This is a genomic window from Bacillus sp. ISL-46, assembly GCF_018613205.1.
On record NZ_JAGGQR010000065.1, the window covers coordinates 1 to 24075 of the forward strand.

23 protein-coding genes, 1 pseudogene and 1 riboswitch are annotated in these 24075 nt (G+C 37.1%); of the genes and pseudogenes, 18 read left to right on the forward strand and 6 right to left on the reverse strand.

Going from position 1 to position 24075, the window contains the following annotated elements:
* The first annotated feature begins 677 nt into the window (after positions 1 to 677).
* Positions 678 to 1931, forward strand: coding sequence for a sensor histidine kinase (locus J7E67_RS26195; protein WP_214717370.1), 1254 nt, complete (start codon positions 678 to 680; stop codon positions 1929 to 1931).
* Positions 1932 to 2993: 1062 nt separating this feature from the next.
* Here the strand turns inward: J7E67_RS26195 and J7E67_RS26200 are convergent.
* Entirely contained in the window at positions 2994 to 3464 is a 471-nt protein-coding gene (locus tag J7E67_RS26200; RefSeq protein ID WP_214717371.1) for a hypothetical protein, read from the reverse strand.
* Positions 3465 to 3551: 87 nt separating this feature from the next.
* Complete coding sequence (locus tag J7E67_RS26205; protein ID WP_308160759.1) at positions 3552 to 3716, reverse strand: hypothetical protein; 165 nt, start codon at positions 3714 to 3716, stop codon at positions 3552 to 3554.
* A gap of 78 nt (positions 3717 to 3794) precedes the next feature.
* On the opposite strand from J7E67_RS26205, the gene J7E67_RS26210 reads away from it, so the two are divergent.
* The 9 genes from J7E67_RS26210 (at position 3795) to J7E67_RS26250 (ending at position 13992) form a co-directional block, all read left to right on the forward strand.
* Positions 3795 to 3932 carry a hypothetical protein gene (locus J7E67_RS26210; RefSeq protein WP_214717375.1) on the forward strand — a complete coding sequence of 46 codons (138 nt, stop codon included), beginning with the start codon at positions 3795 to 3797 and terminating at the stop codon, positions 3930 to 3932.
* A 444-nt stretch (positions 3933 to 4376) separates the two neighbouring features.
* Positions 4377 to 5213, forward strand: a complete 837-nt coding sequence (locus tag J7E67_RS26215) for an ABC transporter permease (RefSeq protein WP_214717377.1) — start codon at positions 4377 to 4379, stop codon at positions 5211 to 5213.
* Positions 5206 to 5985 (forward strand): ABC transporter permease, encoded by a 780-nt coding sequence (locus J7E67_RS26220; protein WP_214717379.1) that lies wholly within the window; start codon positions 5206 to 5208, stop codon positions 5983 to 5985. Before J7E67_RS26215 ends, J7E67_RS26220 begins: the two co-directional genes overlap by 8 nt.
* 42 nt (positions 5986 to 6027) lie before the next feature.
* The gene (locus J7E67_RS26225; protein ID WP_214717381.1) at positions 6028 to 7068 is read left to right on the forward strand and encodes an ABC transporter ATP-binding protein; all 1041 of its coding nucleotides are present in this window, start codon (positions 6028 to 6030) and stop codon (positions 7066 to 7068) included.
* 56 nt (positions 7069 to 7124) lie between these two features.
* Positions 7125 to 8201, forward strand: coding sequence for an ABC transporter substrate-binding protein (locus J7E67_RS26230; protein WP_214717383.1), 1077 nt, complete (start codon positions 7125 to 7127; stop codon positions 8199 to 8201).
* Positions 8202 to 8284: 83 nt separating this feature from the next.
* The gene (locus J7E67_RS26235; protein WP_214733127.1) at positions 8285 to 9997 is read left to right on the forward strand and encodes an adenine deaminase C-terminal domain-containing protein; all 1713 of its coding nucleotides are present in this window, start codon (positions 8285 to 8287) and stop codon (positions 9995 to 9997) included.
* A complete protein-coding gene (locus J7E67_RS26240) occupies positions 9994 to 11322 on the forward strand; it encodes an amidohydrolase (protein ID WP_214733128.1) in 1329 nt (442 codons plus the stop codon). The genes J7E67_RS26235 and J7E67_RS26240 overlap by 4 nt, the downstream gene beginning before the upstream one ends.
* A gap of 251 nt (positions 11323 to 11573) precedes the next feature.
* Positions 11574 to 11867 carry a hypothetical protein gene (locus J7E67_RS26245; RefSeq protein ID WP_168244371.1) on the forward strand — a complete coding sequence of 98 codons (294 nt, stop codon included), beginning with the start codon at positions 11574 to 11576 and terminating at the stop codon, positions 11865 to 11867.
* 376 nt (positions 11868 to 12243) lie between these two features.
* The gene (locus J7E67_RS26250; RefSeq protein WP_214733129.1) at positions 12244 to 13992 is read left to right on the forward strand and encodes an AAA family ATPase; all 1749 of its coding nucleotides are present in this window, start codon (positions 12244 to 12246) and stop codon (positions 13990 to 13992) included.
* A gap of 654 nt (positions 13993 to 14646) precedes the next feature.
* On the opposite strand, the gene J7E67_RS26255 is transcribed toward J7E67_RS26250, so the two are convergent.
* Both J7E67_RS26255 and J7E67_RS26260 read right to left on the reverse strand, forming a co-directional pair.
* A complete protein-coding gene (locus J7E67_RS26255; RefSeq protein WP_214733130.1) occupies positions 14647 to 15570 on the reverse strand; it encodes a DsbA family protein in 924 nt (307 codons plus the stop codon).
* 22 nt (positions 15571 to 15592) lie between these two features.
* Positions 15593 to 15919 carry a winged helix-turn-helix transcriptional regulator gene (locus tag J7E67_RS26260; protein ID WP_308161479.1) on the reverse strand — a complete coding sequence of 109 codons (327 nt, stop codon included), beginning with the start codon at positions 15917 to 15919 and terminating at the stop codon, positions 15593 to 15595.
* A 214-nt stretch (positions 15920 to 16133) separates the two neighbouring features.
* Between J7E67_RS26260 and J7E67_RS26265 the strand changes: the two genes are divergently transcribed.
* The 6 genes and pseudogenes from J7E67_RS26265 to thiC all read left to right on the forward strand — a co-directional run bounded on the left by J7E67_RS26265 (position 16134) and on the right by thiC (position 21772).
* The gene (locus tag J7E67_RS26265; protein WP_214733131.1) at positions 16134 to 17135 is read left to right on the forward strand and encodes a macro domain-containing protein; all 1002 of its coding nucleotides are present in this window, start codon (positions 16134 to 16136) and stop codon (positions 17133 to 17135) included.
* A gap of 77 nt (positions 17136 to 17212) precedes the next feature.
* On the forward strand, positions 17213 to 17866 hold the full coding sequence (locus J7E67_RS26270) for a vWA domain-containing protein (RefSeq protein ID WP_214717395.1): 654 nt from the start codon (positions 17213 to 17215) through the stop codon (positions 17864 to 17866).
* 156 nt (positions 17867 to 18022) lie between these two features.
* Positions 18023 to 18178, forward strand: coding sequence for a hypothetical protein (locus J7E67_RS26275; protein ID WP_214733132.1), 156 nt, complete (start codon positions 18023 to 18025; stop codon positions 18176 to 18178).
* A gap of 309 nt (positions 18179 to 18487) precedes the next feature.
* Complete coding sequence (locus J7E67_RS26280; protein ID WP_214717398.1) at positions 18488 to 19192, forward strand: polysaccharide deacetylase family protein; 705 nt, start codon at positions 18488 to 18490, stop codon at positions 19190 to 19192.
* A gap of 126 nt (positions 19193 to 19318) precedes the next feature.
* A pseudogene (locus J7E67_RS26285) lies at positions 19319 to 19558 on the forward strand (Ger(x)C family spore germination C-terminal domain-containing protein); the annotation flags it as partial.
* 172 nt (positions 19559 to 19730) lie between these two features.
* A riboswitch (TPP riboswitch) is annotated at positions 19731 to 19845 on the forward strand.
* 142 nt (positions 19846 to 19987) lie between these two features.
* Positions 19988 to 21772, forward strand: coding sequence for a phosphomethylpyrimidine synthase ThiC (thiC, locus tag J7E67_RS26290; protein WP_214733133.1), 1785 nt, complete (start codon positions 19988 to 19990; stop codon positions 21770 to 21772).
* A 95-nt stretch (positions 21773 to 21867) separates the two neighbouring features.
* On the opposite strand, the gene J7E67_RS26295 is transcribed toward thiC, so the two are convergent.
* Together J7E67_RS26295 and J7E67_RS26300 are read right to left on the reverse strand one after the other, a co-directional pair.
* Positions 21868 to 22047: a small acid-soluble spore protein H gene (locus J7E67_RS26295; protein WP_045522495.1), complete on the reverse strand. Its 180-nt coding sequence runs from the start codon at positions 22045 to 22047 to the stop codon at positions 21868 to 21870.
* A 219-nt stretch (positions 22048 to 22266) separates the two neighbouring features.
* Positions 22267 to 23352 (reverse strand): BMP family lipoprotein, encoded by a 1086-nt coding sequence (locus J7E67_RS26300; protein WP_214733134.1) that lies wholly within the window; start codon positions 23350 to 23352, stop codon positions 22267 to 22269.
* A gap of 304 nt (positions 23353 to 23656) precedes the next feature.
* On the opposite strand from J7E67_RS26300, the gene J7E67_RS26305 reads away from it, so the two are divergent.
* Together J7E67_RS26305 and J7E67_RS31940 are read left to right on the forward strand one after the other, a co-directional pair.
* The gene (locus tag J7E67_RS26305) at positions 23657 to 23830 is read left to right on the forward strand and encodes a hypothetical protein (protein ID WP_168243952.1); all 174 of its coding nucleotides are present in this window, start codon (positions 23657 to 23659) and stop codon (positions 23828 to 23830) included.
* Between the two features lie 40 nt (positions 23831 to 23870).
* Entirely contained in the window at positions 23871 to 24005 is a 135-nt protein-coding gene (locus J7E67_RS31940) for a hypothetical protein (RefSeq protein ID WP_285291942.1), read from the forward strand.
* Positions 24006 to 24075 lie beyond the last annotated feature (70 nt).

Genomic DNA, 24075 nt, shown 5'->3' on the forward strand with positions numbered 1-24075 from the left:
TACTTTTGCTGCCATGAACTTGAAAAAGATGGCCAGCTGGACGTGGAAAGGTCCAGAATTGGCGTAATAATAGTCAAAGGATAGGTCTAAATTTTGCTCTTACGAGCAAAAATCCAATAAAAAGGCATCGAATGGGCTCATTCGAATGCCTTTTGTCTACAATCTGAGGATTCCGTAAGGAATCTATTCATTTTTTCAAACTTTTATTGTATTTGCACCAGAACCTTTTTTTGTGTGTTATCGGTAGAGTGAGGGAGACCGATGTCTGAGACGGTTAGTACGAGTACCGTAAGACCGCACGCATCCACGTCAGATTTACAGATATTAGAGCGATGAAAAGGTGAGTGAGTCTATGGCTGGATTAATTTTTTTCTACAAACAGCAATCAAATATGTGAAAACTACTGCAAATGTTTTTTTTGTATAATTTGAAGGAGCATAATCTTTTTTCTTCTCAATTATCTGTGTGTAGAACAATCGTATGAAACAAGACTTTTTGGGGCGTCACAGTGAACTTTGTTCTAGTAATATATTTTTTTTGGTCATAACATTGAAGCTTAACTAGTAGGTTAATATCCATTTTTGGGAGTTTTTCACTTAAATAAAAAAAGCTCTCTTTTATAGGACTTATCCTTTATAATTAAATAAGTTTATAAATTTTGACAAAGGATATTTACTATGGACTTCATTTATATTAATCAAAATGTTTTAGATAACTTGTTTTACATTTTAGTAAGTATTTTTGTTTTCTTCGTTTTAATTGATAATTTTAAAACGCTTAAAAATTATCAAAAAACCCTTATTACAGCATGCATGAGTTTACCAAGTATTTTATGTATGAAATTCCCTATTTATATTGATGAATATTGTATACATGATTTAAGGCAAATTCCTTTTTTAATTGGTATACTTTATGGCGGATGGCCTGTCGGGGCTGCCTTGTTGATAATTTCGTTGGCGATTAGATTTTTTATTTATGGATTCAATTCTCTAACTCTTATTGTTTATATCGTGATCTTTATTATAACGGCACTTTTTTCAAAAAAGTTCAGCATGTTCAATAGAAAAAATAAGCTTATTTTCTCAGTTCTGTTATCTTTGTGTCTTGGAATATTAACAACTTCTATAGCTGTTACCATATCTGATTCATTTAGGGTGACTGAAGCTTATATGTTTTATTTTATTTTCCTTCCTCCAGTAGTCATGTTTTTCGTTGTATATATAATAGAAATATTAGGTGACGCAATTAGTATAAAGACAAAAATAGCAAAGCTAGAAAAGATGGAAGTTGTTAGCCAGTTAGCAGCGAGTATTTCCCACGAAGTTAGAAATCCTTTAACAGTTGTAAAGGGGTTTATTGATCTCCTAAAAGCCCCTAACCTTTCTCAAGAAGTTAGAGAACAGTACTTTCAACATGTGGTTAGAGAGCTTAAATCTGCAGAGACAATTATTAGTGATTATTTAGCATATGCAAAACCTGCAACCGAAGATATAGGTATTATTTTAATAGATCGTGAAATAAGAAGTATTATTGAAATGACGAAACCATTGGCCAATATGAATTCGGTGAAGATATCAGAAGAGTTAGTGCCAGGAATTACACGCGGAAATATTCAACATTTCAAGCAATGTTTTTTAAACCTGATTAAAAATAGTGTAGAGGCTATGCCTAATGGTGGGGAGCTTAGTTTAGTTACACTCGTAAGTAAATTCGATATCATTATCGAGATAAGCGATAACGGTGTTGGAATGAGTAAAGAACAAATAAACCGTTTTGGCGAACCTTATTACAGCACTAAAGAAAAGGGGACTGGATTAGGTTCAATGGTTGTTGTAAAAACAATAGAGACAATGAATGGGAAAATTAAGATAAATAGTGTTTTAAATAAAGGAACAACGATAAGAATAACACTTCCTATTTATACTTCATGAACAAGGTGCCAGGTGCCATCCAGATATTGGATGGCACCTGGCACCTTTATTATCAATTGGTTTGCCGAAAAGTCAAAAGGCTATTGGGGAGAAATTCAAATTGATGCTCTATACTTAAGTAATTGTAAAAACTTGTATTATGGAAAACTTTAAAAATGAAAGAGATAGATTTTCTTTTTAATGAAAAATAGGTGGATAGAAAGTGTGCCCATCAAGGTATAAAGCGTAGGTGGGGCTAATACTGCATTCTCTAAGTAATTACTAATTTTAAGACACGATTAGCTGTATACTGTAGCTAATTTAATGTAACCACAATCACCAATTAAATTATAAAAAAATGGTCACATCTTGGTCACAGATTAGATGCTTTTAGATATTACTAAATAAAATTAAATGATATTTCACAAGTTAAAAAGTGCAGTAAATCAAGACTTTAGACCATTATATAAAACTTAATTGAACCAAAAAAGATATCTTCCCTCTAACTTCAAAACTGTGTGTTTTAAAAATTATACTCTTTCATAATAGATCAAAAAAGTCTCGAAAAGTATTTACGAGACTTTTTGTATTTGCGAAGAAATTTTATTCCTTGCCATCGATTGACTTTAATCTATTCAAGCTAGGGGACGATAGGAATATTAATTTTCTCACAAAACTAATAACATATATGTCGAAATATATATTAATAATTTCATATATTATATAATTGTTATTATTTCAGTATATATTGTATATTGCATCATTACTTTTAAATATATATCATATTAATATGAATATTAAAAGTTAAGCCGATAGTGTTTCTTTAACAATATAATGATCTTTTTAAAAGAAGAGAGAAATATTTGTGTATATATAATCTTTTTTCTTGAATACTCAAACAATTAACCCACAACGAAATTACATGTAAGGATTGTACATAAATGAAAAGATAAATGCGCTAGAATGCAAATCTCCAACACACCAAAATAAGGAAACAAGACACATATAAAATATTTATCATCAAAAAATTAAATAACGGTCTAACCACAATTTAAATTAATTCTTTAAACCACTTTGTTCGAATTAAGATTTTGGGGTTATATTTCCAAGTAATATGTATTTTAAGTAATTAGAAGCTGAATTTTCTTCTATTCCAAGTTCTTTTGCAATGTCTTGTATGGATCGTTTTTTTATATACAGATTTAAGGCCATTGCTCTACGTATTGATATTAGAGTCAATGCTGGATCATTTTCCCCTAGATAATCTGAAGATATCGCTCTTAAATGGTTAAGAATAGACATAACCTGAATAGGTCCCCCAGAATGTTCTCCATGCGGTGTAGTGTTAAAGACAAAATCACTTTCACTATACATCGTTTCAGCATAATATTCTCGAAAGCATGTGGCTTCCATATCTCTTAAGGTAATAGAACGATTCTTAAGTTGTATGACAATATTATTCTCTTCGAAATCATCCAAAACATCTTCCCTTTTAAAACGGAAATCTGCTGTCTTTAATCCCTTAACAGCTAAAAGGAATACGACTTTTCTCAATTTAGAATATTCCTGTTTCGACAACACCTTATTCAAAATTGAATGTATTTGATCATAACTAATAATTACCATGAGCTCCTTTTCAACTTAAAAACGTTTAATTTTTACAGCTGGATCAACAGGTACTTTGTTAATCTCCCAAAGGTAATGGAAAAATGTCTTAATAATCGCTAATTCTTTGTTAACCGTTGAAATGCTCTTATCCCGTTCTAGTTGTTCTTCCAAGTAATTTTTAATATCCGTTGGAGAAATTTGAAAAGGTTCTTTATTTAAAGAGAATTATCTGATGCCCGATGCGACGTATTAGCGTATGCTTGTTTAGTTGCTATTATGTGCCAGGGTCCTGGCTACCACCAAATCTCAGAAGAACGTTTAGGAAATGCTACTGCTGAAAATGGAGCACCTACTCCAATCGTAAGCAGTGCAGGTGCATTAATAGAAGGAATTCAAACCATCGGTGCAAAATAGGTATCGATTATTACTCCATATATGAAGCTATTAACCAATATGGATAATTATTGGTGATTTTTATTCACAAGTTGAACAGATAAAAGCAGTTGTTCAAGAAGTGCATGAAAATGTAAACAACCATATTCAACGTAAAAGTTGGCGAAGAGCATAGTCTATCTGCTTTTTTTTTGTATCTCTTCAGGTTCGGGTTAAATTTTTGTTATTTTTGACTTTATGTAAAAAAATGAAAAACACTTACTTTCATCATTTATTTAATAACTTTTCATTGCTTTTTACGAACATTTAATTTAAATAAAAATTGTAATATTCGTATTTTTAGTTATCAGAGAGTGTCTTAGTAATTATAATACTAGTATACAAGAAAGCATATAAAGCGTCTGCTTGTATGATATTTATCATCATAGGAAATACTTTTTTAGAATATGGAAAGTGAGGCCAGATATGACGCATCGAAGAGTCCCATATATCATCTTGGCTCCAGGCTTGATTCTCTTGATTTTATTCTTGGTGGTACCTCTTATTTCTATCGTTTTTCCAACGTTCTTTAATGGAGGGTTCACCTTGGCAAATTATACTTCGTTCTTCATGGATGAGTATAATTTAGGTATTTTTTGGCGGACGATAAAAATTTCACTGATCGTAACTTTGATTTGTGTATTGTTAGGCGTTCCGACTGCATACTACATTTCCCAAAGTCCGAAAAAATCGCGCAGCCTGTTGATGGCTTTAACATTGTTTCCGTTGCTAACAAATTCAGTGGTTCGAAGTTTTGCCTGGATTACTCTGTTAGGACAAAACGGTATTATTAATAATACTTTAATGAATGCCGGCTTGATTTCTAAACCACTGACTTTGCTTTATACGGAATTTGCCATTGGGATTGGATCCGTGTATTTATTCTTACCTTTAATGGTCATTACCTTGGTGGGGATTTTAGAAAACATTGATTCTGAAATAATGGAAGCAGCAGAAACATTAGGTGCCAATCGTTTGATTGCTTTCATGAAGGTTATCTTGCCATTAAGTGTACCAGGGATTATTGTTGGCAGTATTTTAGTTTTTACGGGTACGATGACAGCCTATACAACCCCTCAATTATTGGGTGGGAACCGAAATATCATGTTAGCCACCTTCTTGTATCAAAATGCAACGGCATTAGGCAACTGGCAAGGTGCAAGTGTGATTGCCTTGATTATGATTGTGGCGACGGTCATTGTGATGAAGTTATTCTACTGGGTTGCTGGACGTATGGATAAGAGAGGTGAGACAAGTGCGTAAAAATGTTGGTTTAAAAATCTTCGCAGGGTTCGTTTTTGCGTTTCTATTTGTCCCTTTACTCATTATTGTCGTGACCTCTTTTGGAACCAATTCAACGATTCAATTTCCAATTGAAGGTTTTACCCTTGATTGGTTTGGCAAAGTATTTAACAATGAATCCTTTATGAACAGCTTCTTGCTTAGTCTACAAGTAGCCTTTATTGCGACTCTGTTGGCATTGATTATCGGTGTTCCCGCTGCTTATTCATTGGCACGCCACAAGGTGTTAGGACGAAGTTGGATTAAGAGCTTTTTCCTTTCGCCAACGATCGTACCAGGGTTAGTCGTCGGTTATGCCTTGTATCAATTTATTGTGATACAATTTCAATTTCCTATTTTCCAGGGATTGTTACTGGGTCATTTCTTGATTTGCTTGCCTTACGTGATTCGTGTGGTAGGTTCAACTATCGAGCAGTTAGATTTTTCGATTGAAGAAGTTTCGTGGACGTTAGGTTGTACAAAATTACAAACGTTTAGCAAAGTGGTTTTACCGAACATTACTTCAGGAATTTTTGCTTCCTTCATGTTGGCATTCATTAATTCTTTCAACAATATACCTGTGTCACAGTTTTTATCAGGCCCGGGTGTGACTATGTTACCAACTAGCTTAATGAATTATATTGAATACAACTATGATCCATCTGTTTCTGCATTATCCGTTATTTTAATGCTTGGTACGATTGTTCTGATGGTTATTATTGAAAAGTCATTAGGGTTAGCGAGTATTTCATAGGAACACCCTAGATCCAACATCAAAGGGGGAAGAACATACATCATGTCCTATGTGGAATTAAAAGATATTCGGGTCAGTTATGATAACAGAACCGATATATTGAAAGATTTGAATTTATCCATTGAAAAAGGCGAATTGGTTTCCTTATTAGGACCATCAGGTTGCGGGAAAACAACGACTTTACGTGTGATTGCGGGTTTAATTGAACCAAATGATGGGGAGTTCCAAGTTGACAATAAAAACTTAACAAAGGTGCCCGTTCATAAGCGTGAATTTGGCATGGTATTCCAAAGCTATGCGTTGTTTCCCCATTTAACCATCAAAGAAAATATCGCGTTTGGTTTGAAATTACGCAAGGAAAAAAAGAATACCATTGACAAAAAAGTAAACGATATTTTAGCGATTACAGGCTTAGAAGAGCTGAGTGACCGCTATCCAAAACAACTTTCAGGTGGACAAAGACAACGTGTGGCTTTAGCACGTGCCTTAGTCATCGAACCCAAATTATTATTACTGGATGAACCATTAAGTAACTTAGATGCTAAATTGCGCGTGGCGATGCGGATCGAAATTAAACGGATCCAAAGCCAATTAGGGATTACCTCTGTGTTTGTTACGCATGATCAAGAGGAATGCTTCTCCATTTCTGATAAAGTAGCTGTCATGAATAAAGGTGTGATCGAACAGTTCGACACACCTGAAGAGATTTATAAAAATCCAAAAACGGAGTTCGTCGCTCGCTTTATCGGCTTTGAGAACTTCTTTGATTTGACACCAATCGAAGACGGGAAATATCAAGCGGTTGATGGAACTGTTTTCACTAGTACTCGCAAATGGGATACAGGAAAACATACAGGAACGATTCGCCCAGACGACATTGATATTGTCGGAAGCACCAATGCAAATACAAATAATACCGTGTCAGGGTTAATAAAAGTCCGTACTTTCTTAGGTAAGTCTTACCAATATGAGGTTGAAACGTCAATTGGCACATTACTTGTAAATGAAGCCGATGAGGTGATCTATCAAGTGGGAGACGCTGTCACCTTATTAATTCCATCTTACAAACTAATCATCGTATAGTTAATTCTATTCGAAATATAAAGTAGTTCAAGCATCTATGAAAAGGAGAGAATAAAATGAACAAAAAATTGGGCCTAGTAGGTCTAGCTTTCGTAACGGCTAGTATGTTGGCAGCATGTGGCGGTGGTAATACTGCAAAAGATACTGCAAAAGATACTGCAAAAGAGGAACCAAAAACATTGGTTATCTCCACTTTTGGTTTAGAAGAAGATAAAATGCAAGAAGATGTCTTCAAACCCTTTGAAAAGAAATATAATGTCGATATTGTGTTAGAAACTGGTACAAGCTCGGAACGTTTTACAAAATTGAAAAGTAACCCGAACTCAACGGTTGATGTGATTGAATTGTCTCAATCAAATGCGGCTGATGGTGTAGCAGAAGGCTTATTTGAAAAAATAGACAGTTCAAAAGTACCTAATATGCAAAATCTTATCGATAGTGCAAAACAATTATCTGCAGATGGTTCTGGCCCAGCGTATACGTTAAACAGTATCGGGATTGTCTACAATAAAAAGGCAGCAGGTATGGAAATCAAGGAATGGGATGATCTATGGGATCCTTCTTTGAAAGGAAAAATCTCCATTCCTGACATTACGACAACATTTGGTCCAGCCATGCTTACTGTAGCAAGTGAGCACGAGAATGTTGATATTACAACTGATAAAGGAAAAGCAGCATTTAAGGGAATTACTGATCTAGCTCCAAACGTTGTCAAAACATATAGCAAATCATCAGATTTAGCAAACATGTTCCAATCAGGAGAAATTGTAGCGGCTGTTGTGGGTGACTTTGCTGTTCCACTTATTACTGGTTCAAATTCAGATGTTGCTTATGTTGTCCCACAATCTGGAACATACGCAAACTTTAACACCATCAACATCAACAAAAACTCTAAAAATAAAGACTTAGCTTATAAATATATTGACTGGAGATTAAGCAAAGAAGTACAAGAAAAAACGGCTGTATCTTTAAATGAAGCTCCAACAAATAAAGAAGTAGTATTAGACGATGAAGCGGCAAAGAATAAAACATACGGTGATGTTGCCGCACGTACAAACAAAGTGGATCCATTATTCGTCAATAAAAATCTTGAATCTTGGATTAATCAATGGAATAGAATTCTGAATAAATAATCACTGTGTTAAGGAGTAGGGCTAAGGATAATTCTTGGCCCTATTCTTGTTTATCATGTACATAAGAAAGAGGGAACTCTGAAATGAAAGTCGATTTAGCGATTATCAATGCACAGGTTTTCAACACATTTACAAAAACGTTTGAAAAGAAAAATGTGGCGATTATTGATGATAAATTTTACTATATTACGGCTGGGAAATTTGCGAATTTAAAGGCTAGTAAAGTGGTGGATGCAAAACATCAATATATGATTCCAGGTTTAATAGATATTCATATGCATATTGAAAGCTCCATGACTTCACCGTCTATTTTTTCAGAAGCAGTGTTAACTCATGGAGTAACAACGGTTGTGGCGGATGCTCATGAGGTTGCCAATGTGTTTGGTATGGAAGGTCTAGAGGCGTTCTTTTCCCAACCGAGTGTGATGGATATTTTCTATGCCATTCCTTCGTCTGTCCCTTCGACGACACCAGAACTAGAAACGACAGGAGGCTATATTGGTGTTGAAGAAGTGAATCAGCTCCTGCAGCATCCGAAAGTGATGGCTTTAGGGGAAGCGATGAACTTCAATGGGATTGTCAATGAACCGGATTCTTTAATTCGACAAATTTTACGTGTGGTTCAAACGGAAAAGCCATTAATGCCTTTAGAAGGGCATATTCCGCGTGTTTCCGGATTAGAATTGGCGAAATTTTTATATGCAGGGATTACGGCTGATCATACCCATCAATCGCCCGATTCGATTTATGAGAAGATCACGAATGGGATGTTTTTGGAATTTCAAAAGAAATCGATTACGCCGGAAAATATACGTGTCATAGTGGAAAATAATTTCTATGAATATTTGGCCATCATTACCGATGATGTGATGGCAGACGATTTGCTGGAGGGGCATTTGGACGTGAACGTACGTTTAGCTATTTTCTACGGTATGCCCGTTGAACAGGCACTATACTGTTCTACCTATACGCCTGCTAGACGAATGGGATTCCAGGACCGTGGTGCAATTGTCTCGGGCTTTAAAGCTGATTTTCTACTGGTAGATAACGTTGAAACCTTAGATATCGCTGCGGTTTATAAGGATGGAAAATTGGTTCACGAACGAGGAAATGACATCCGGTATCCAGCTGTGAAACCTAAGTTTCCTGGACATTTCTACCAATCTTTAAAATGTCGTGCCTTAACATCGGAGGATTTACGCATCAAGGTGAAGGCAATTGAAAAGGCAGTAGTCAACGTGATTCAAATTTCGGAAGTTGGTACATTTACCGAACATGTACAGCGAGAGATTGGAGTCGTAGAAGGATATTTAGATTGGGAGAAAAGTGGGTTAGCCTTGATAGTTGTGATGGAGCGATATGGGAAAACTGGTAATATCGCCTACGGATTTGTCGAAAATGCGTTATCTGAAAAAGGAGCTGTCTCCACAACTTGGGCACATGATCATCATAATTTGATGGTGATGGGAACGAGTAGGGAAGATATATTAGTGGCGCAAAAACAATTGTTGGACATACAAGGTGGTTATGTCGTTGCCCAAGCTGGAAAGGTACAAGCGATTTGCCCATTGTCCGTTGGCGGAATTATTAGCGATGCACCCATCCAGGAACTAGGTGCACATTTGAAGGAGGTTCGCCAAGCGATGATTGCGTTAGGTTATCGCAACAGCAATGAAATTATGTCCTTCTCAACTTTATCATTGCCGGTTTCACCTGTTATCAAAATTACAGACAAAGGGATGATGAATGTGCGGTCTCAAATGATGATCCCATTAGTAGAGAGTGAAAAACTTTGAAAATTCTCCTTAAAAATGCGTGGATTTTAACGATGAATGAGCAAATGGAGCAATTTCATCATGGCTATTTACTAGTAGACGAGACGAAAATTAAAGAAGTAGGTGCGATGAATTCATTGCCGAAGAATAGCACCTATGACAAGTGTATCGATGCCAAAGGTGCTATTTTGTTACCTGGCATGGTCAATACTCATACACATATTGGCATGATTCCTTTCCGTTCTTTAGGGGATGACTATCCAGATCGTTTACGCCGCTTCTTATTTCCATTAGAAAATGAATGTATGAATGAACAATTAGCCTACACGAGTGGAAAATATGCTATTGCGGAAATGCAGCTTGCTGGTGTGACGACTTTCTTTGATATGTATTATTTTGAACATCAATTGGCTGTAGCGGCAGAGGAAATGCATAGTCGCGGTATTTTAGCAGAAACCGTCATTGATTCCGTAACGGTTGATGTAGCGGAGCCCATGGGTGGCTTGCCATACGCTGAAAGTTTTCTGCCGAAATGGCAAGGAAATAATCGAATTCAAGCATCAATAGCACCGCATGCACCGTATTCTAATACGATTGAAGTGCTCCAACAAGCAGATGCATTGTCTAAAAAATACAATGTGCCATGGATGATGCATGTCAGTGAAATGGATTTTGAAATGGACAAATATCGTGAAGAATTCAATCAAACGCCGATTGAATTTTTAGAGGAGATAGGCGTATTGAGTCCGAGACTCGTAGCTGCCCACTGTATTCATTTGTTAGACCATGATATTGAGTTGTTGAAGAAGTATGATATAAAGGTGGCTCATTGTATCGGCGCCAATACGAAATCTGCCAAAGGTGTAGCCCGTGTCCGCGATTTATTGTCTGCTGGTGTTACGGTTGGGTTAGGAACAGATGGCCCAAGCAGTGGCAATACGCTCGATTTATTTAGCCAAATGCGTTTGTTTGCTAATTTCCATAAAACTTATTTACAAGATCGCAGTGCTTTCCCAGCGGAAGAAATTGTAAAATTAGCAACCATTGGGGGAGCGAAGGTTTCAGGCATGCAGGAGGAAATTGGCTCAATCGAGGTAGGGAAACAAGCCGATTTCATTCTAGTCGAAACCGATTCAGTCAACATGTTTCCTATTTTTAATCCGTATTCTGCATTAGTCTACTCTGCTAATGCCAGCAATGTAAGAGACGTATTCATCGCTGGAAAGCAAGTCGTTGCAGGAAAAAAATTAGTGAATTTTGATATATCGGAATTAAGAGTAGAGCTTGCTGAAGCCATGGAGCAATGCGGATTCAAAAGAAAAGCGTTAAAAGCAATGGAGGGGTAATAGGGAGGAAAGTGGAGATTTGATTGACGAGAGTTTGATGAAATTATCCTTCGTCAGCTATCTCATATGTATGTGATACACTTCATGCTGCAGCAAGACTGTAGATTAACATTTATGCAGCTACAGGTTAGGAATCCAAAAACCCTTTTTTTATTCAACTTCTTATTTCTGAAAATTTTGTTAATTTAACTCGTTGTTGTCTTCACCTTACATTATTACTAGCATAGTATAATGTAAGGTGGTGATGATAAATGGGCTTTACACTTTCAGACTGGATGCTCTACACAATGTGGGCTGTATATGGACTAATGATTCTTAATTTTCTTATTGCATTCTTCCAATCTTTTTGGGCAGGCAAGTTCGATCCCACATTTGTTTTAGATTATTTAAAGGATATCGTATATATTGTTTTGCCGTTGAACATTCTAATATCCATGTTTTCAATAGATCCAACAGGGTGGATTCTGATAACATTCTATTTCATAAGCGGTATAGCAGTTGTACTCAAATATTTATTGGACATTAAAAATAAATTAATTAAATAAGCAAGGTGAAGCCTTCCTACATGGAGGGCTTTTTCATTGTTTATAAGTAATATTTTGTTCATAGGAATAGATAAATCTATCTATGCCTTTGAAGGGAAGAGGTGCCTAGATTTAAAGAACATTTTTAATAGAAATATGGAAAATATTAACAACAATTCAACAAAAAAATCTTAATATCGTTCATATAAATAAGGTATGACCTGATTAGACAACGAATAAATATCAGTATGATTCTCAAGTTATTCGCCTTAAACATAATTAAAGGTGTCCGTATATGATGGACAATTGTCTTTTTTAGGTGCCTGACACCTTTCTAGGCACTTTTAGGGCTAATTCCTCATATAATATTCTGAATATTCCGAAAGGTAGTGAAGCTATGAGGAAATATCAATGGGTCAAGTGGCGTAAATCTCTTCTCTGGCTTGCGGCCATCTTTTTCTTAGGAATGATTCTCTTAAGGGGAGGGCCAGCCTATTGGCAGGTAGCGTTGACTATTGTTAGTTATTTGCTGCAGTTGCTCTTTGCAATGATGTTTATGATTATCCAGTTTGTTGCTCTTTTCTGGTTCCTGGCACGGGGAAGAACTTACTGGATTCTGCCTGGCGAGACTGGTTCGACTTGGGATGATTACCGCGGAAATCCCGAAATCGTTGATAATGCCAAGCGGATTGTCGTTTTGCTAAAGGGCGTCAAGGAGTTTAAGGACATGGGTGGTGAGGCGATACGAGGGTTGATGTTATGTGGGCCCCCTGGCACTGGAAAGTCCTATTTGGCACAGGTAATTGCAAACGAAGCGCAGGTTCCCTTTGCTTACGCATCGGCTCCTAGTTTTCAAAATATGTTCTTCGGCGTCGGCAACCTGAAGGTGATGGGCCTCTATAGGAAGGCGAGGAAGCTTGCGAAAGTATACGGCGCCTGCATTATCTTTATCGACGAAATCGATGCAATCGGAATGAGTCGTTCGGCTGGAGGCGGTGGTGGTGGTATGGGTGGGATGCTCGGCATGGCGGGCATGGGTTCGGGCCTGCTAAATGAGCTGCTTCTGCAGATGGACCCGCCAAACATTGATAATTCCAAGATTGCCAAATTGCTACGTTCACTTGGGCTGCGGCGCAAAAAAGCAGAACGACCTGCAGTGCTGACAATCGGAGCAACCAATCTGCCCGATGTACTCGATCAGGCGCTGCTCCGCCCCGGCAGATTTGATCGGAAGCTTTGGGTAGATTCCCCAGATTATGATGGAAGGGTGGACGTATTCAACTACTACCTCGAGAAGGTAAAAAGGGACGCTACTCTTACACCTGAGAAGGCTGCACTTGATACGATTGGTTATAGCCCAGCACAAATCAAACACATCGTTAATGAGTCTGTTGTAATTGCACACCAACATGGTGCACAGTTAGCAAGCTACGAGGACTTCCGGGCCGCCATGGAGACTTATGAGTGGGGACTAAAGCAGCCTCTGAGCTCTATGATGGAAGATGAGAAGCGTAATGTCGCCTACCATGAGGCCGGCCATGCAGTCGCTCAGTATCTATTGAAGCCGCACGAACGGGTTTGGAAGGTAACAATTATCCGCAGGGGCAGTGCGCTAGGTCTTGCAGCCACCAAGCCGACAGAGGAGCGGTATAATAGAAGCGATAGCGAAATCCTAGCAGAAATCCAGGTGTGTCTGGCAGCACGGGCGGTGGAAGAAGAGTTCCTCTTCAAGAAATTAAACGGTGTCACCTCCGACCTGCAGCATGCTACGCTGTTAGCTGGCGCCTACCTTGGAATGGTAGGTATGGGAGATGAGCTGTTCAGCTGGCTGGCGATAGGCTCTCGAATCGATGGACTTAGAGCGCTTCGTCCAAAAATCAACGTGTTGTTAAAAGACCAAATGCTTCAAGTAAAGAAGCTAGTAAATGAAAACGCGGACTTTGTCCATTCCATTGCAGAAGAATTGCTGAAGCGGGGCGATTTGACAGGAGAGGAAATTGAAGAAATCTACGTACGTCTGTATGGTCAAAGTCGGCCAGAGCCGCCAAAGGTAAAAGTTATGGAGTATAATATTGATTCCCCTGCCCTGGAGGCTCCTGTTATTCCAGAAGAGGAGAGCGCCGATGAATCAAAGGAGTCCGATTAAACGGTGATACCTTACGATTCAAAACACAGAAATCGCAATTTGCTTGGGTACTGTTCATTGTTCAATTGATATTACCTCCTATATATTTGGGATGACAATACAGTACCCATTCAACAAAGAGAATAATCCATAACAAGCAAAAATGTATAAATCCACAAACCATGTTGTAAATGAAAAAAATGTAGAAAATTCAAATAAAATGGAAAACGAAAAATGTTAAAAAGTTCGAGGAATCGGGAATGATAAAGATAGTAGAAAAAACATCTCAGATGAATATTGTTACAAAATAAGTTGTTTAAAAACTTCTTGAAACTGAACAATACGCTAATGGGGGAATGTAAAATGAAAATCAACCTGAATAGCTTTCATTAAGCAAAGAAATAAAAGTGAAGCAAATTCGTTTAGCTATTTTGGAAAACCAGAGCAGATACAATAGACTATAAAAATGACAAAAGGTACATGCAAAAAGTACCTATTGTGTTTTTTTATGTATAAGTAATCATTATCATTTGTACAAATTTAAGCACTTATTCTGTAAAAAGCTTGATATACCAATAAAAAATGACTATCAAATTAGTTTACAATTTGATAGTCATTTTTGGTTCCATTTTTAATGTTAGCGATAGGGAACGGAACCCGTTACTGTTTTCGTGATTATTTCTTCACAAAATAGGCTTCACCTAGAAGTTCCTTCACTTGATAACTGGTTGATGAAAGTTCTTTTTCAGTAAAAGCGTTAATTTCTGTTTTTTCAAGATCGTACATTACTTCAATCTCTTTCGAAAATAAAAGCTTTTCTTTTTCAAGCAGGCTAGAAAGTGCTGGTTGTTGTTTAACTTGGAGAGTCTCTGAATCTAGTACTTGTTTTAGCCCTGCAACATAGTATTCTAATGGGCGAGCTCCAACAATCTTCACACCTTTATTTTCCTCATTTATCATGACAATCGTTGGAAACCCTCTGGCACCTAATTTGGCAGCTAGCACGAAATCTTCATTTAATAATTGCTGTCGGCTTGGCAGCTCCGCTTCTTTTACAATTGCTTCTCCATCAAGTCCAAGATTATTCACGATTTCCACTAAAATCGACTTCTCAGCAATATTTTGATTGAATGCGAAAACGGCTTCTCTCACACGTCGTAAAAACACACGAGCCAAAGCTTCATTTTGCTTTTGAATGACTTTAAATACAGTAGATGGGGGATAGGATGAGTGAATTGGGTTGTCATACCAAAGTGTGCCATCAATTGGCATGCGTGTATATTCACCAACTTCTCTCCAATGTCCAGCAACATCAGACGGTTTTGCGATTCCATTTGCTGGGTCGACAGGTCCATCGCCCCATTTTTCTAATAATCCTCCCATAACCGTATGGAGGGTAAAGTTATCGCCATACTGCTCTTCAAAACGACGGAGCACTGGCTCTTGTGCCCAACAGTGGGAGCAAATTGGGTCGGTGACATAATAAAGATTAATCGTTTTTTTTGGTTGATTAAAGTCAATCATTTCCATTCCCTCGTCTCCTGTGCTTCCACAAATCCCTGTTTCCAAATCGCACATCATATTACTTTTGCTATTCATTTTGATCACTCCTGTTTTTTAATTAAACCTTATCTTTATATTCAATTGCCCATTTCTGGATAGGCTGTAAGGCAGAAACAAGTGCTTGCCCTTTTTCGGTTAATTTATATGAAATCGTTACGGAGGGTGAATCTATCACTTCTTTCTTCACTAGACCATACTCTATGAGTTCAGTTAACCTCATGGATAAGACTCTGGGCGTAATGTTAGAAATTTCTTGAACCATTTCTGTAAAACTGGTTGAGTTGTTCTCACAAAGGGACAAATAGTGAATGATTAACCCGTTCCACTTTTTACCTAGTATTTGGAATGAGTATTCTAAATATGGGCAAATCTTAATAAAAACCACCTCCAAAGAGATTAAAAAACTTGATATAAAAAGTATATCAGATATAAAAAGTATATCAAGGGCATGCCTGTGTCACAACCCGAATTTGTCAAACGCACATGCTTTATTAATTGAAAGTCCAGTAAAAGAGTGTCAGGCACCAACTGTTACGAATATCAAATTTTTTTTTGATATAATGAACACTATAAAAAATGGTTTGGGGAGGGGAAAACTTATGCCATTAGAAATTGTTCGCCATGATCTTACAAAGATGAAGGTCGATGCGGTTGTAAATGCTGCGAATACATCGCTGAAAATGGGTGGTGGCGTATGCGGTGCTATATTCCGTGCGGCAGGTGTCAATGAGTTGCAAGAAGCATGCGATAAAATGGGGGAATGCAGGGTTGGAGAAGCCGTTTTGACTGATGGCTTTAACATGGAGGCCAAATATATCATACATACACCAGGACCTATTTGGCAGGGTGGTTCCAAACATGAAGCAGCACTGTTAAAGGCAAGTTACTATAACTCCTTGGAGCTGGCAAAAACTCATCAATGTGAATCCATTGCATTTCCGTTAATTTCGACGGGCATTTATGGGTATCCAAAGGAGGAAGCATTACAAATTGCGGTTTCCACGATCGGCTCTTTTTTACTACGTCATGATATGCTCGTTTATCTAGTAGTTTTTGACAAAAGTTCTTTCGGTTTAAGCAAGAAATTATTTACATCGATTCATCAATATATTGATGAGCATTATGTAGAAGAAGTAGAAAGCACGTTTAATTATAATAGAGAAGAACGGTATATATGGGAAAGCCGTCAAGAAGTCGAAATTGTTCAACAGGATCTGAATAAAGAAGCAGAGTATTCCTTAGTCAACCTGTTGGACCACCTCGATGAATCTTTTTCCGAGCGGCTGCTTCGTTTCATTGATGAAAAAGGAATGACGGATGTAGAGACGTATAAAAGGGCGAATATTGACCGGCGATTATTCTCCAAAATCCGAAATGAAGACGATTATACCCCGAAAAAGAAAACCACGATTGCTTTTGCCTTTGCGTTAAAATTAACTGTGGAGGAAACGATGGAGCTGCTAGCTGCAGCCGGTTATACCTTGTCACGCAGCAATAAATTTGATGTGATAATTGAGTATTTTATTCAACATGCTAATTACAATATTCATGAAGTCAATGAGGCCTTATTTGCTTTTGACCAGCCACTACTCGGTGCCTGAAATGTCGCTTCCCAAGCGACCATTTCGTAATGGATTAGTGTTATCCTTTGTTTATCAAAGAACGGAGGATGATATTCATGAAAAGAAATGTAACAGAATTAGTATTTATTTTAGATAAAAGCGGCTCCATGGCAGGACTTGAGGCTGATACAATCGGTGGTTATAATGCGTTGCTGAAGAAACAGCAAAAGGCTGAAGGGGAAGCCATTGTTACGACTGTATTATTTAATCACGAGTACGAATTATTCCACGACCGAATCAATGTACGGGGCATTTCTCCTATCACTGAAGAAGACTATCAAGTAGGCGGCACCACTGCATTATTAGATACCATTGGTTTTACCATTCAAAAATTCGTGAATGTACAAAAGAGAACCAGTGAGGATGAACGTGCTGAAAAAGTACTCTTCGTTATTACCACGGATGGGATGGAAAATGCCAGCCGTGAATTCACAACCAACAAAATCAAAAAAATAGTTGAACACCAAAAGGAGAAATATGGCTGGGAATTCCTATTCCTTGGAGCCAATATCGATGCCATTTCGACTGCTGCTCGATTTGGAATCAATGAGGACTTCGCCGTTGATTACCACGCGGACAATAAAGGAACGCAATTAAATTATGAAGCGGTGAATGAAGCCGTGGTCAGCCTTCGAAGTGGCAAAAAGATAGATCGAAGCTGGAAAAAAGGAATTGAAAAGGATTATAATCGCCGTTCGAAGAATGAATAAATTAATATCTATTGTAAGGACACCTGCTGTTTAGATTAACAAAGGTGTCTTTATTCTTCCAAAAGGTCTTTTTCGTGATGTAAGTCACAATTCTGGTTTATTATTTACACTATAATAATAGTAGAAACTACTCCAATTAAGAAAAAGAGGGAATTGATGATGACCATTGCACTAGACCAGGAAAAAGTGAATGAATTGGTTGATCGCTTTTATGATAAGCTGCTAAAGGATTCTTACTATATTAACATGTTTAATCACTTTCCGAGGTTGCAGATACTTATCAAAAGAAGTGGTTCGGGAAAGAGTTGTTAAATAATTATATGAAAAGTGTCAGTTCCCTTTTTGAGAACTGGCACTTTTTCACATCACGAAAAAGTTACAATTTTCGTCGCTGTTGATATTCTAACCCAAAAACCGCTGGATGTTATTGTGTATGACCCAACCGCTACCCCTCCAAAAAAAGGGGAAATTGCAAATAATCTTCAAATTCTCCTATTAGACAACTAATCTACTACTCATCTCAGCCTATAAATCCTTACAATCTGAGAAAGAAAATTATCCATTTTTGTTAATAGAGGTATTAAAATAGACTTTAATAAATTCGAAAGAGAGGCTCAATTTATGAAAAAGAAATTAATTTATAGTGGAATTGGAATTTTGTTAGTGTTCCTTTTATTACTTGGAACCTATAAGTTAATGAATTCTAGAACCTTCCAGTTATTTGGTGGACTAACCGACCAGGTGAAGACCGATCAAAAGGTAGTCGCATTGACCTTCGATGATGGACCAACAAAAAATGTAGAAAAAATTCTACCCTTGTTACAACAATACAATGTAAAAGCGACATTTTTTCTAATCGGTAATGAAATTGAAAAAAATCCTGAAGAAGCTAAAAAAATAGTAAGTGCAGGGCATCAAATTGGAAATCATACTTATTCCCATCAGCGGATGGTTTTTAAATCCCCTTCTTACATCAAGGAGGAAATGGAAAAAACTGATAAACTAATTCGAGAATCCGGTTATAAAGGTAAAATTGATTTCCGACCTCCGAATGGAAAAAAACTCGTAGGCTTGCCTTACTATTTATATAAGAATAATAGAGATACGATCACTTGGAGTCTTGAACCAGATACTTACTACACTTCTGCCACTGACAAAGTGAGTTATGTGAAAAAGAATGTAAAACCTGGTTCTATTATCTTGATTCACCCCATGTATGATGGTACTGGTGATGAACTAAATACTATTAAAGGAATATTGCAATCATTATCAAACGAGGGATATAAATTCATTACAGTTAATGAACTATTGAAATTGAAGAAGTAAGAACTCCACAGGGAGGGTGCTACATACTTGTCAGTTAACAGTTATATGGAGTTCCTTGTACCGTTATTTCTTTTTCATCGGTGTTGATCTATATATCACCCGCTGGTAGAACTTGTTCAAAATACATTAAAAAGGGCAGAAGAATCCACCGAAAAAGAAGTAAAACGATTGGTTGTTCATTCAATTAAAAAAACGCAAAAGGAATATCGAGTAGACGTTGCCGGCTTTGGAAACCGTTTAAGAATTGAACATCCGAAAGTATGGGAAAAGGTCAAAAAAGATTGGGATCAAACATACAGTGAGGTTCCAATTTACTACAACATAAAAATAACAATCAAAGATTATGGAGCGTCAGGTCACAAGTAAGCCTTCTTTTTTTAGAGTACAAAAAAGAATTATACTTCTTAAAACCCAAGCAAGAAGATATCTAACCTTTCTCTCTATCCTAGACATACTATCTAAAACGACTATATCACTTTAAATAATATTATGTATTTCATTTTAACCGATACTCATATATAATGTAACTTAATTGAATATAAATAACTAGGGGAGCCCAATAAGTTGGGCTGAGAAAGAAACACGATGAAGTTTCTTGACTCTTGGGACCTGATCTGGATCATACCAGCGTGGGGAAGTTAGAATAGACAATCTTTACTGCACCTCTACTTCTGCATACATATTAGCCGGGTCCAACCATTTATGGTCCCGGCTTTTTGATGTACTTTTATACGCTTTTCCACTTGTTATGTTCTATATCTCGTCCTTTATATTCAAAAAAAGGAGAGATTTATTATGTCAACGACTTCATTAAATGAACAAAATATTTCCATCATGTCTAGTTTTCCAGGAAGTAAAAAAGTATATGTAACAGGTTCGAGATCCGACATTAAAGTACCAATGCGTGAAATTGAGTTAAGCCCGACAACAGGTAACTTTGGTGAAGAGGAAAACCTTCCAGTACGCGTGTATGATACAAGCGGTCCTTATACGGATCTAAATTATTCTGTTGACATTTCAAAAGGTCTTCCTGCTATTCGAAGCACATGGATTCATGAACGATCAGATGTTGAAGAATATGAAGGTCGAGAAATTAAGCCTGTAGATAATGGGTATAAGGAAGAAAATGATCCTCGTGCCAATCATAACGTGTTTCCGGGTTTAAAGCGCAAACCATTACGTGCAAAAAAAGGGAAAAATGTCACACAGCTTCATTATGCAAAAAAGGGAATTATTACTCCTGAAATGGAATTTATCGCAATAAGGGAAAATATGAAACCTGAATTTGTGCGTGATGAAGTGGCAAAAGGTCGAGCGATTATTCCTTCTAATATCAATCATCCAGAGTCAGAACCTATGATAATAGGACGTAATTTTCATGTTAAAATTAATGCGAATATCGGTAACTCTGCTGTTTCATCATCCATCGAACAAGAGGTTGAAAAAATGACATGGGCGACACGCTGGGGTGCTGATAATATTATGGATCTATCAACAGGTAAAAACATTCATAAAACACGAGAATGGATTATTCGAAACTCAGCTGTTCCTGTCGGCACCGTCCCCATTTATCAAGCACTTGAAAAAGTAAATGGTGTTGCTGAAGATCTTACATGGGAGGTTTACCGTGATACCTTGATCGAACAAGCGGAGCAAGGTGTTGATTACTTCACAATTCATGCTGGTGTTCTTTTACGATATGTTCCATTAACGGCAAAACGGTTAACAGGTATTGTATCCCGCGGTGGATCAATCATGGCACAATGGTGTTTACACCACCATAAAGAAAGCTTTTTATATACTCACTTTGAAGAAATCTGCGAAATAATGAAATCGTATGATGTTGCATTCTCTTTAGGGGATGGTTTACGTCCTGGGTCAATTGCAGATGCGAATGATGAAGCGCAGTTTGCAGAATTAGAGACTCTTGGAGAGCTAACAAAAATTGCTTGGGAACATGATGTACAGGTAATGGTTGAAGGACCTGGACACGTACCTATGCACCTAATTAAAGAAAATATGGATAAACAACTAGAAGTGTGTCAGGAAGCACCATTCTACACACTTGGACCTCTTACGACTGATATAGCACCTGGTTATGATCACATTACATCTGCTATTGGGGCTGCCATGATTGGTTGGTATGGTACAGCTATGCTTTGTTATGTAACGCCTAAAGAACATTTAGGTTTACCGAATAGAGAGGATGTTCGTGTAGGGGTTATTACTTATAAAATTGCCGCCCATGCTGCTGATTTGGCAAAAGGACATCCAGGAGCACAAAAAAGAGATGATGCCTTATCAAAAGCTCGTTTTGAATTCCGTTGGAGAGATCAGTTTAATTTATCTTTAGATCCTGAACGAGCGATAGAATATCATGATGAAACTTTACCTGCGGAAGGTGCAAAAACAGCACATTTCTGTTCAATGTGTGGACCAAAATTTTGTAGCATGAGAATCTCTCAAGATATTCGTAATTATGCGAAAGAAAACAAACTTGATACGAAGGAAGCTATTGAAACAGGTATGAAGGAAAAAGCTAAGGAGTTTAAGCAATCTGGGGGCAGCATATATCAGTAACTTTCTTGGGAGGTTATACGGATGACCTAGAAAACACCACTCTGAAGTGATGTTTTCATAGAAACTATGCTTTCATTCGGAGAAGATTTACCTAATCAATGTTCTACCAGGCTTGATACTGAAACACTTTGTTTATTATTTGGTTCATCGAGAGGATGGATTGTAGTTGTTCCGTTTTGTTGATCTACATGCTCAATATAGATACGTGTTCCGTTATACGTTACATTAGCCATAGTCGGTGAATTAGTAATTTCTTGTGCTCGTTGTACGTCCATGTCACGACCTCCTTTCTGTATAAAAGCCATTTTAGTATTTCCTTTGAACTACTTGTTATACGTTTATTTTAGAAATGATGTTATTTGATTACCTTTTTTTGTACATTTTGGGTTACATGCGACATAACAGAGAAAAAAGGGATAAAGATCCTTTCGTGTTTCTCTCTTTTTTGAATGAATAAGCGGGTAGTTTCAAACCCGCTTATTCATAAATTCATATTATTTAGCACTAAATGTTTTTAATTCAGCAAGAGTTGCAGGAACTTTTAAAGATCCAGATTTAATTTTATCTGTCCAATCTTTAACTGCTTTATCAATGGCATCTTTGTTTGCAGATTTAGCATTAATAGGAGCTAAGCCAACCCCGTCTTCAGCTAATCCGTAGAGAATATCCTTTCCACCAGGGAAATTACCTTCTTTTGCTTTTTTAGAAGTATCTTGTACTGCTACATCAACGCGCTTAAGAGCAGATGTAAGAACCACGTCTGGCCCCATGTCGTTTTGGTCACGGTCTACACCAATTGCCCAGATTTCACGGCTTGGATCTTTTTTCTTTAAGTCAACTGCTTCTTTGAATAAACCATTACCAGTTCCACCAGATGCATGGAAAATTACGTCCGCACCAGAAGAGTACATTTTTGAAGCGATAGTTTGTCCCACCTCAGCTTTGTCAAAAGCACCAGCATATTGGACATCAACTTTTGCTGATGGTTTTGCTGCTTTAACACCTGCTAAGTAACCAGCTTGGAAACGTTCAACTACAGAACTTTGCATACCGCCGATGAAACCCACATGGTCATTCTTCGTTGTAAGGGCTGCTGCAACCCCAGCAAGGAAAGCTGCTTCTTGCTCCTTAAAAAGAATACTTGCAACGTTTGGCTCTTTAACTTCGGAATCAATAATAGCGAATTTTGTATTCTTTTGTTGCTTCGCAATCTCATCTACTGCGTTTTGCATTAAGAAACCAATACCGTATACTAAATCAAAGCCTTGTCGTGAGAGTGTATTTAAATTTGTTATATAGTCAGCATCAGATGTGGACTGAAGGTAATCATATCCGCGTTTGCCTTTTTGCAAGTTATTAGCTTTACCAAAAGCTTGAAGCCCTTCCCAAGCAGATTGGTTAAATGATTTGTCATCAATACCGCCAATATCAGTTACCATACCTACAGAGAACTCTTTTGCTTTGTTTCCACCAGTACCTGTATTATTCTTTGAGTTATCAGTAGCCTTTCCGCAAGCACCTAAAAGTGTTCCAGCTACTAGGAAAAGCGATAGTGCCATGCCAATTTTCCGCTTTTTCAAGTTGTTGTACCTCCTAAATATTTGATTTATTAGTCATGAGAAAAACAAGCATTATTTCCGTTTTTATAATCGCTTATTAATAAGCAACTAAACTTGTCTATTTTAAATAGTTTACCGAAAATAGGAAAGCTTTATCCATTTGATCGTAGTGCCCTCTATCTAAAACACAAAAATTTAAATTAAGATTGTGAAATATTACACTTAACGGCAGGTTAGTGCAAGAAGGAAAAAGGAGTTGTTTTGTATATTTTTCAAAATAAATCAGAGAATAAAAAGATGAAAGAAAACAATGGAGGAATTGACAATGAAGGAAAGTAATCAAAATCAGAATGATCCTAGAAATAAAATGAAAATATTTAAAAACATAAATCAGTCAGCTTTAAACTACGTGCAGCCAGCTATTGAAAATGCGGCAGAGTCGTCTCGAGATGCAACTCAAAACTTAGTTAACAATACAATCAATAACCAAGAAACGTAATGGTTTAAGTCAAGTGATAATAGTTTTGAAAGGGGAAATTATGGAAGAAAATAAAAAGGTACCGCAGAAATTAAGTTATGAATCAGATGGAAAAATGGGTAAAAACAACAATAAGGTAAAGGCTAACAAAAAAGATCAGTCTGAATTTTTTAATACTACACAAAGCAGTGAATGAAAAAATAAAAGAGGTATACAAGCAAAACCCCTTCAATATAGTTGAAGGGGTTTCAGATTGTAGACAAAAG

Coding starts and splice junctions, on each gene's coding strand:
- J7E67_RS26195 (WP_214717370.1), top strand. CDS start 678: ATGGACTTCATTTATATTAATCAAAATGTTTTAGATAACTTGTTTTAC.
- J7E67_RS26210 (WP_214717375.1), top strand. CDS start 3,795: ATGTGCCAGGGTCCTGGCTACCACCAAATCTCAGAAGAACGTTTAGGA.
- J7E67_RS26215 (WP_214717377.1), top strand. CDS start 4,377: ATGACGCATCGAAGAGTCCCATATATCATCTTGGCTCCAGGCTTGATT.
- J7E67_RS26225 (WP_214717381.1), top strand. CDS start 6,028: ATGTCCTATGTGGAATTAAAAGATATTCGGGTCAGTTATGATAACAGA.
- J7E67_RS26230 (WP_214717383.1), top strand. CDS start 7,125: ATGAACAAAAAATTGGGCCTAGTAGGTCTAGCTTTCGTAACGGCTAGT.
- J7E67_RS26235 (WP_214733127.1), top strand. CDS start 8,285: ATGAAAGTCGATTTAGCGATTATCAATGCACAGGTTTTCAACACATTT.
- J7E67_RS26245 (WP_168244371.1), top strand. CDS start 11,574: ATGGGCTTTACACTTTCAGACTGGATGCTCTACACAATGTGGGCTGTA.
- J7E67_RS26250 (WP_214733129.1), top strand. CDS start 12,244: ATGAGGAAATATCAATGGGTCAAGTGGCGTAAATCTCTTCTCTGGCTT.
- J7E67_RS26255 (WP_214733130.1), bottom strand. CDS start 15,570: ATGAATAGCAAAAGTAATATGATGTGCGATTTGGAAACAGGGATTTGT.
- J7E67_RS26265 (WP_214733131.1), top strand. CDS start 16,134: ATGCCATTAGAAATTGTTCGCCATGATCTTACAAAGATGAAGGTCGAT.
- J7E67_RS26270 (WP_214717395.1), top strand. CDS start 17,213: ATGAAAAGAAATGTAACAGAATTAGTATTTATTTTAGATAAAAGCGGC.
- J7E67_RS26275 (WP_214733132.1), top strand. CDS start 18,023: ATGATGACCATTGCACTAGACCAGGAAAAAGTGAATGAATTGGTTGAT.
- J7E67_RS26280 (WP_214717398.1), top strand. CDS start 18,488: ATGAAAAAGAAATTAATTTATAGTGGAATTGGAATTTTGTTAGTGTTC.
- thiC (WP_214733133.1), top strand. CDS start 19,988: ATGTCAACGACTTCATTAAATGAACAAAATATTTCCATCATGTCTAGT.
- J7E67_RS26295 (WP_045522495.1), bottom strand. CDS start 22,047: ATGGACGTACAACGAGCACAAGAAATTACTAATTCACCGACTATGGCT.
- J7E67_RS26305 (WP_168243952.1), top strand. CDS start 23,657: ATGAAGGAAAGTAATCAAAATCAGAATGATCCTAGAAATAAAATGAAA.
- J7E67_RS31940 (WP_285291942.1), top strand. CDS start 23,871: ATGGAAGAAAATAAAAAGGTACCGCAGAAATTAAGTTATGAATCAGAT.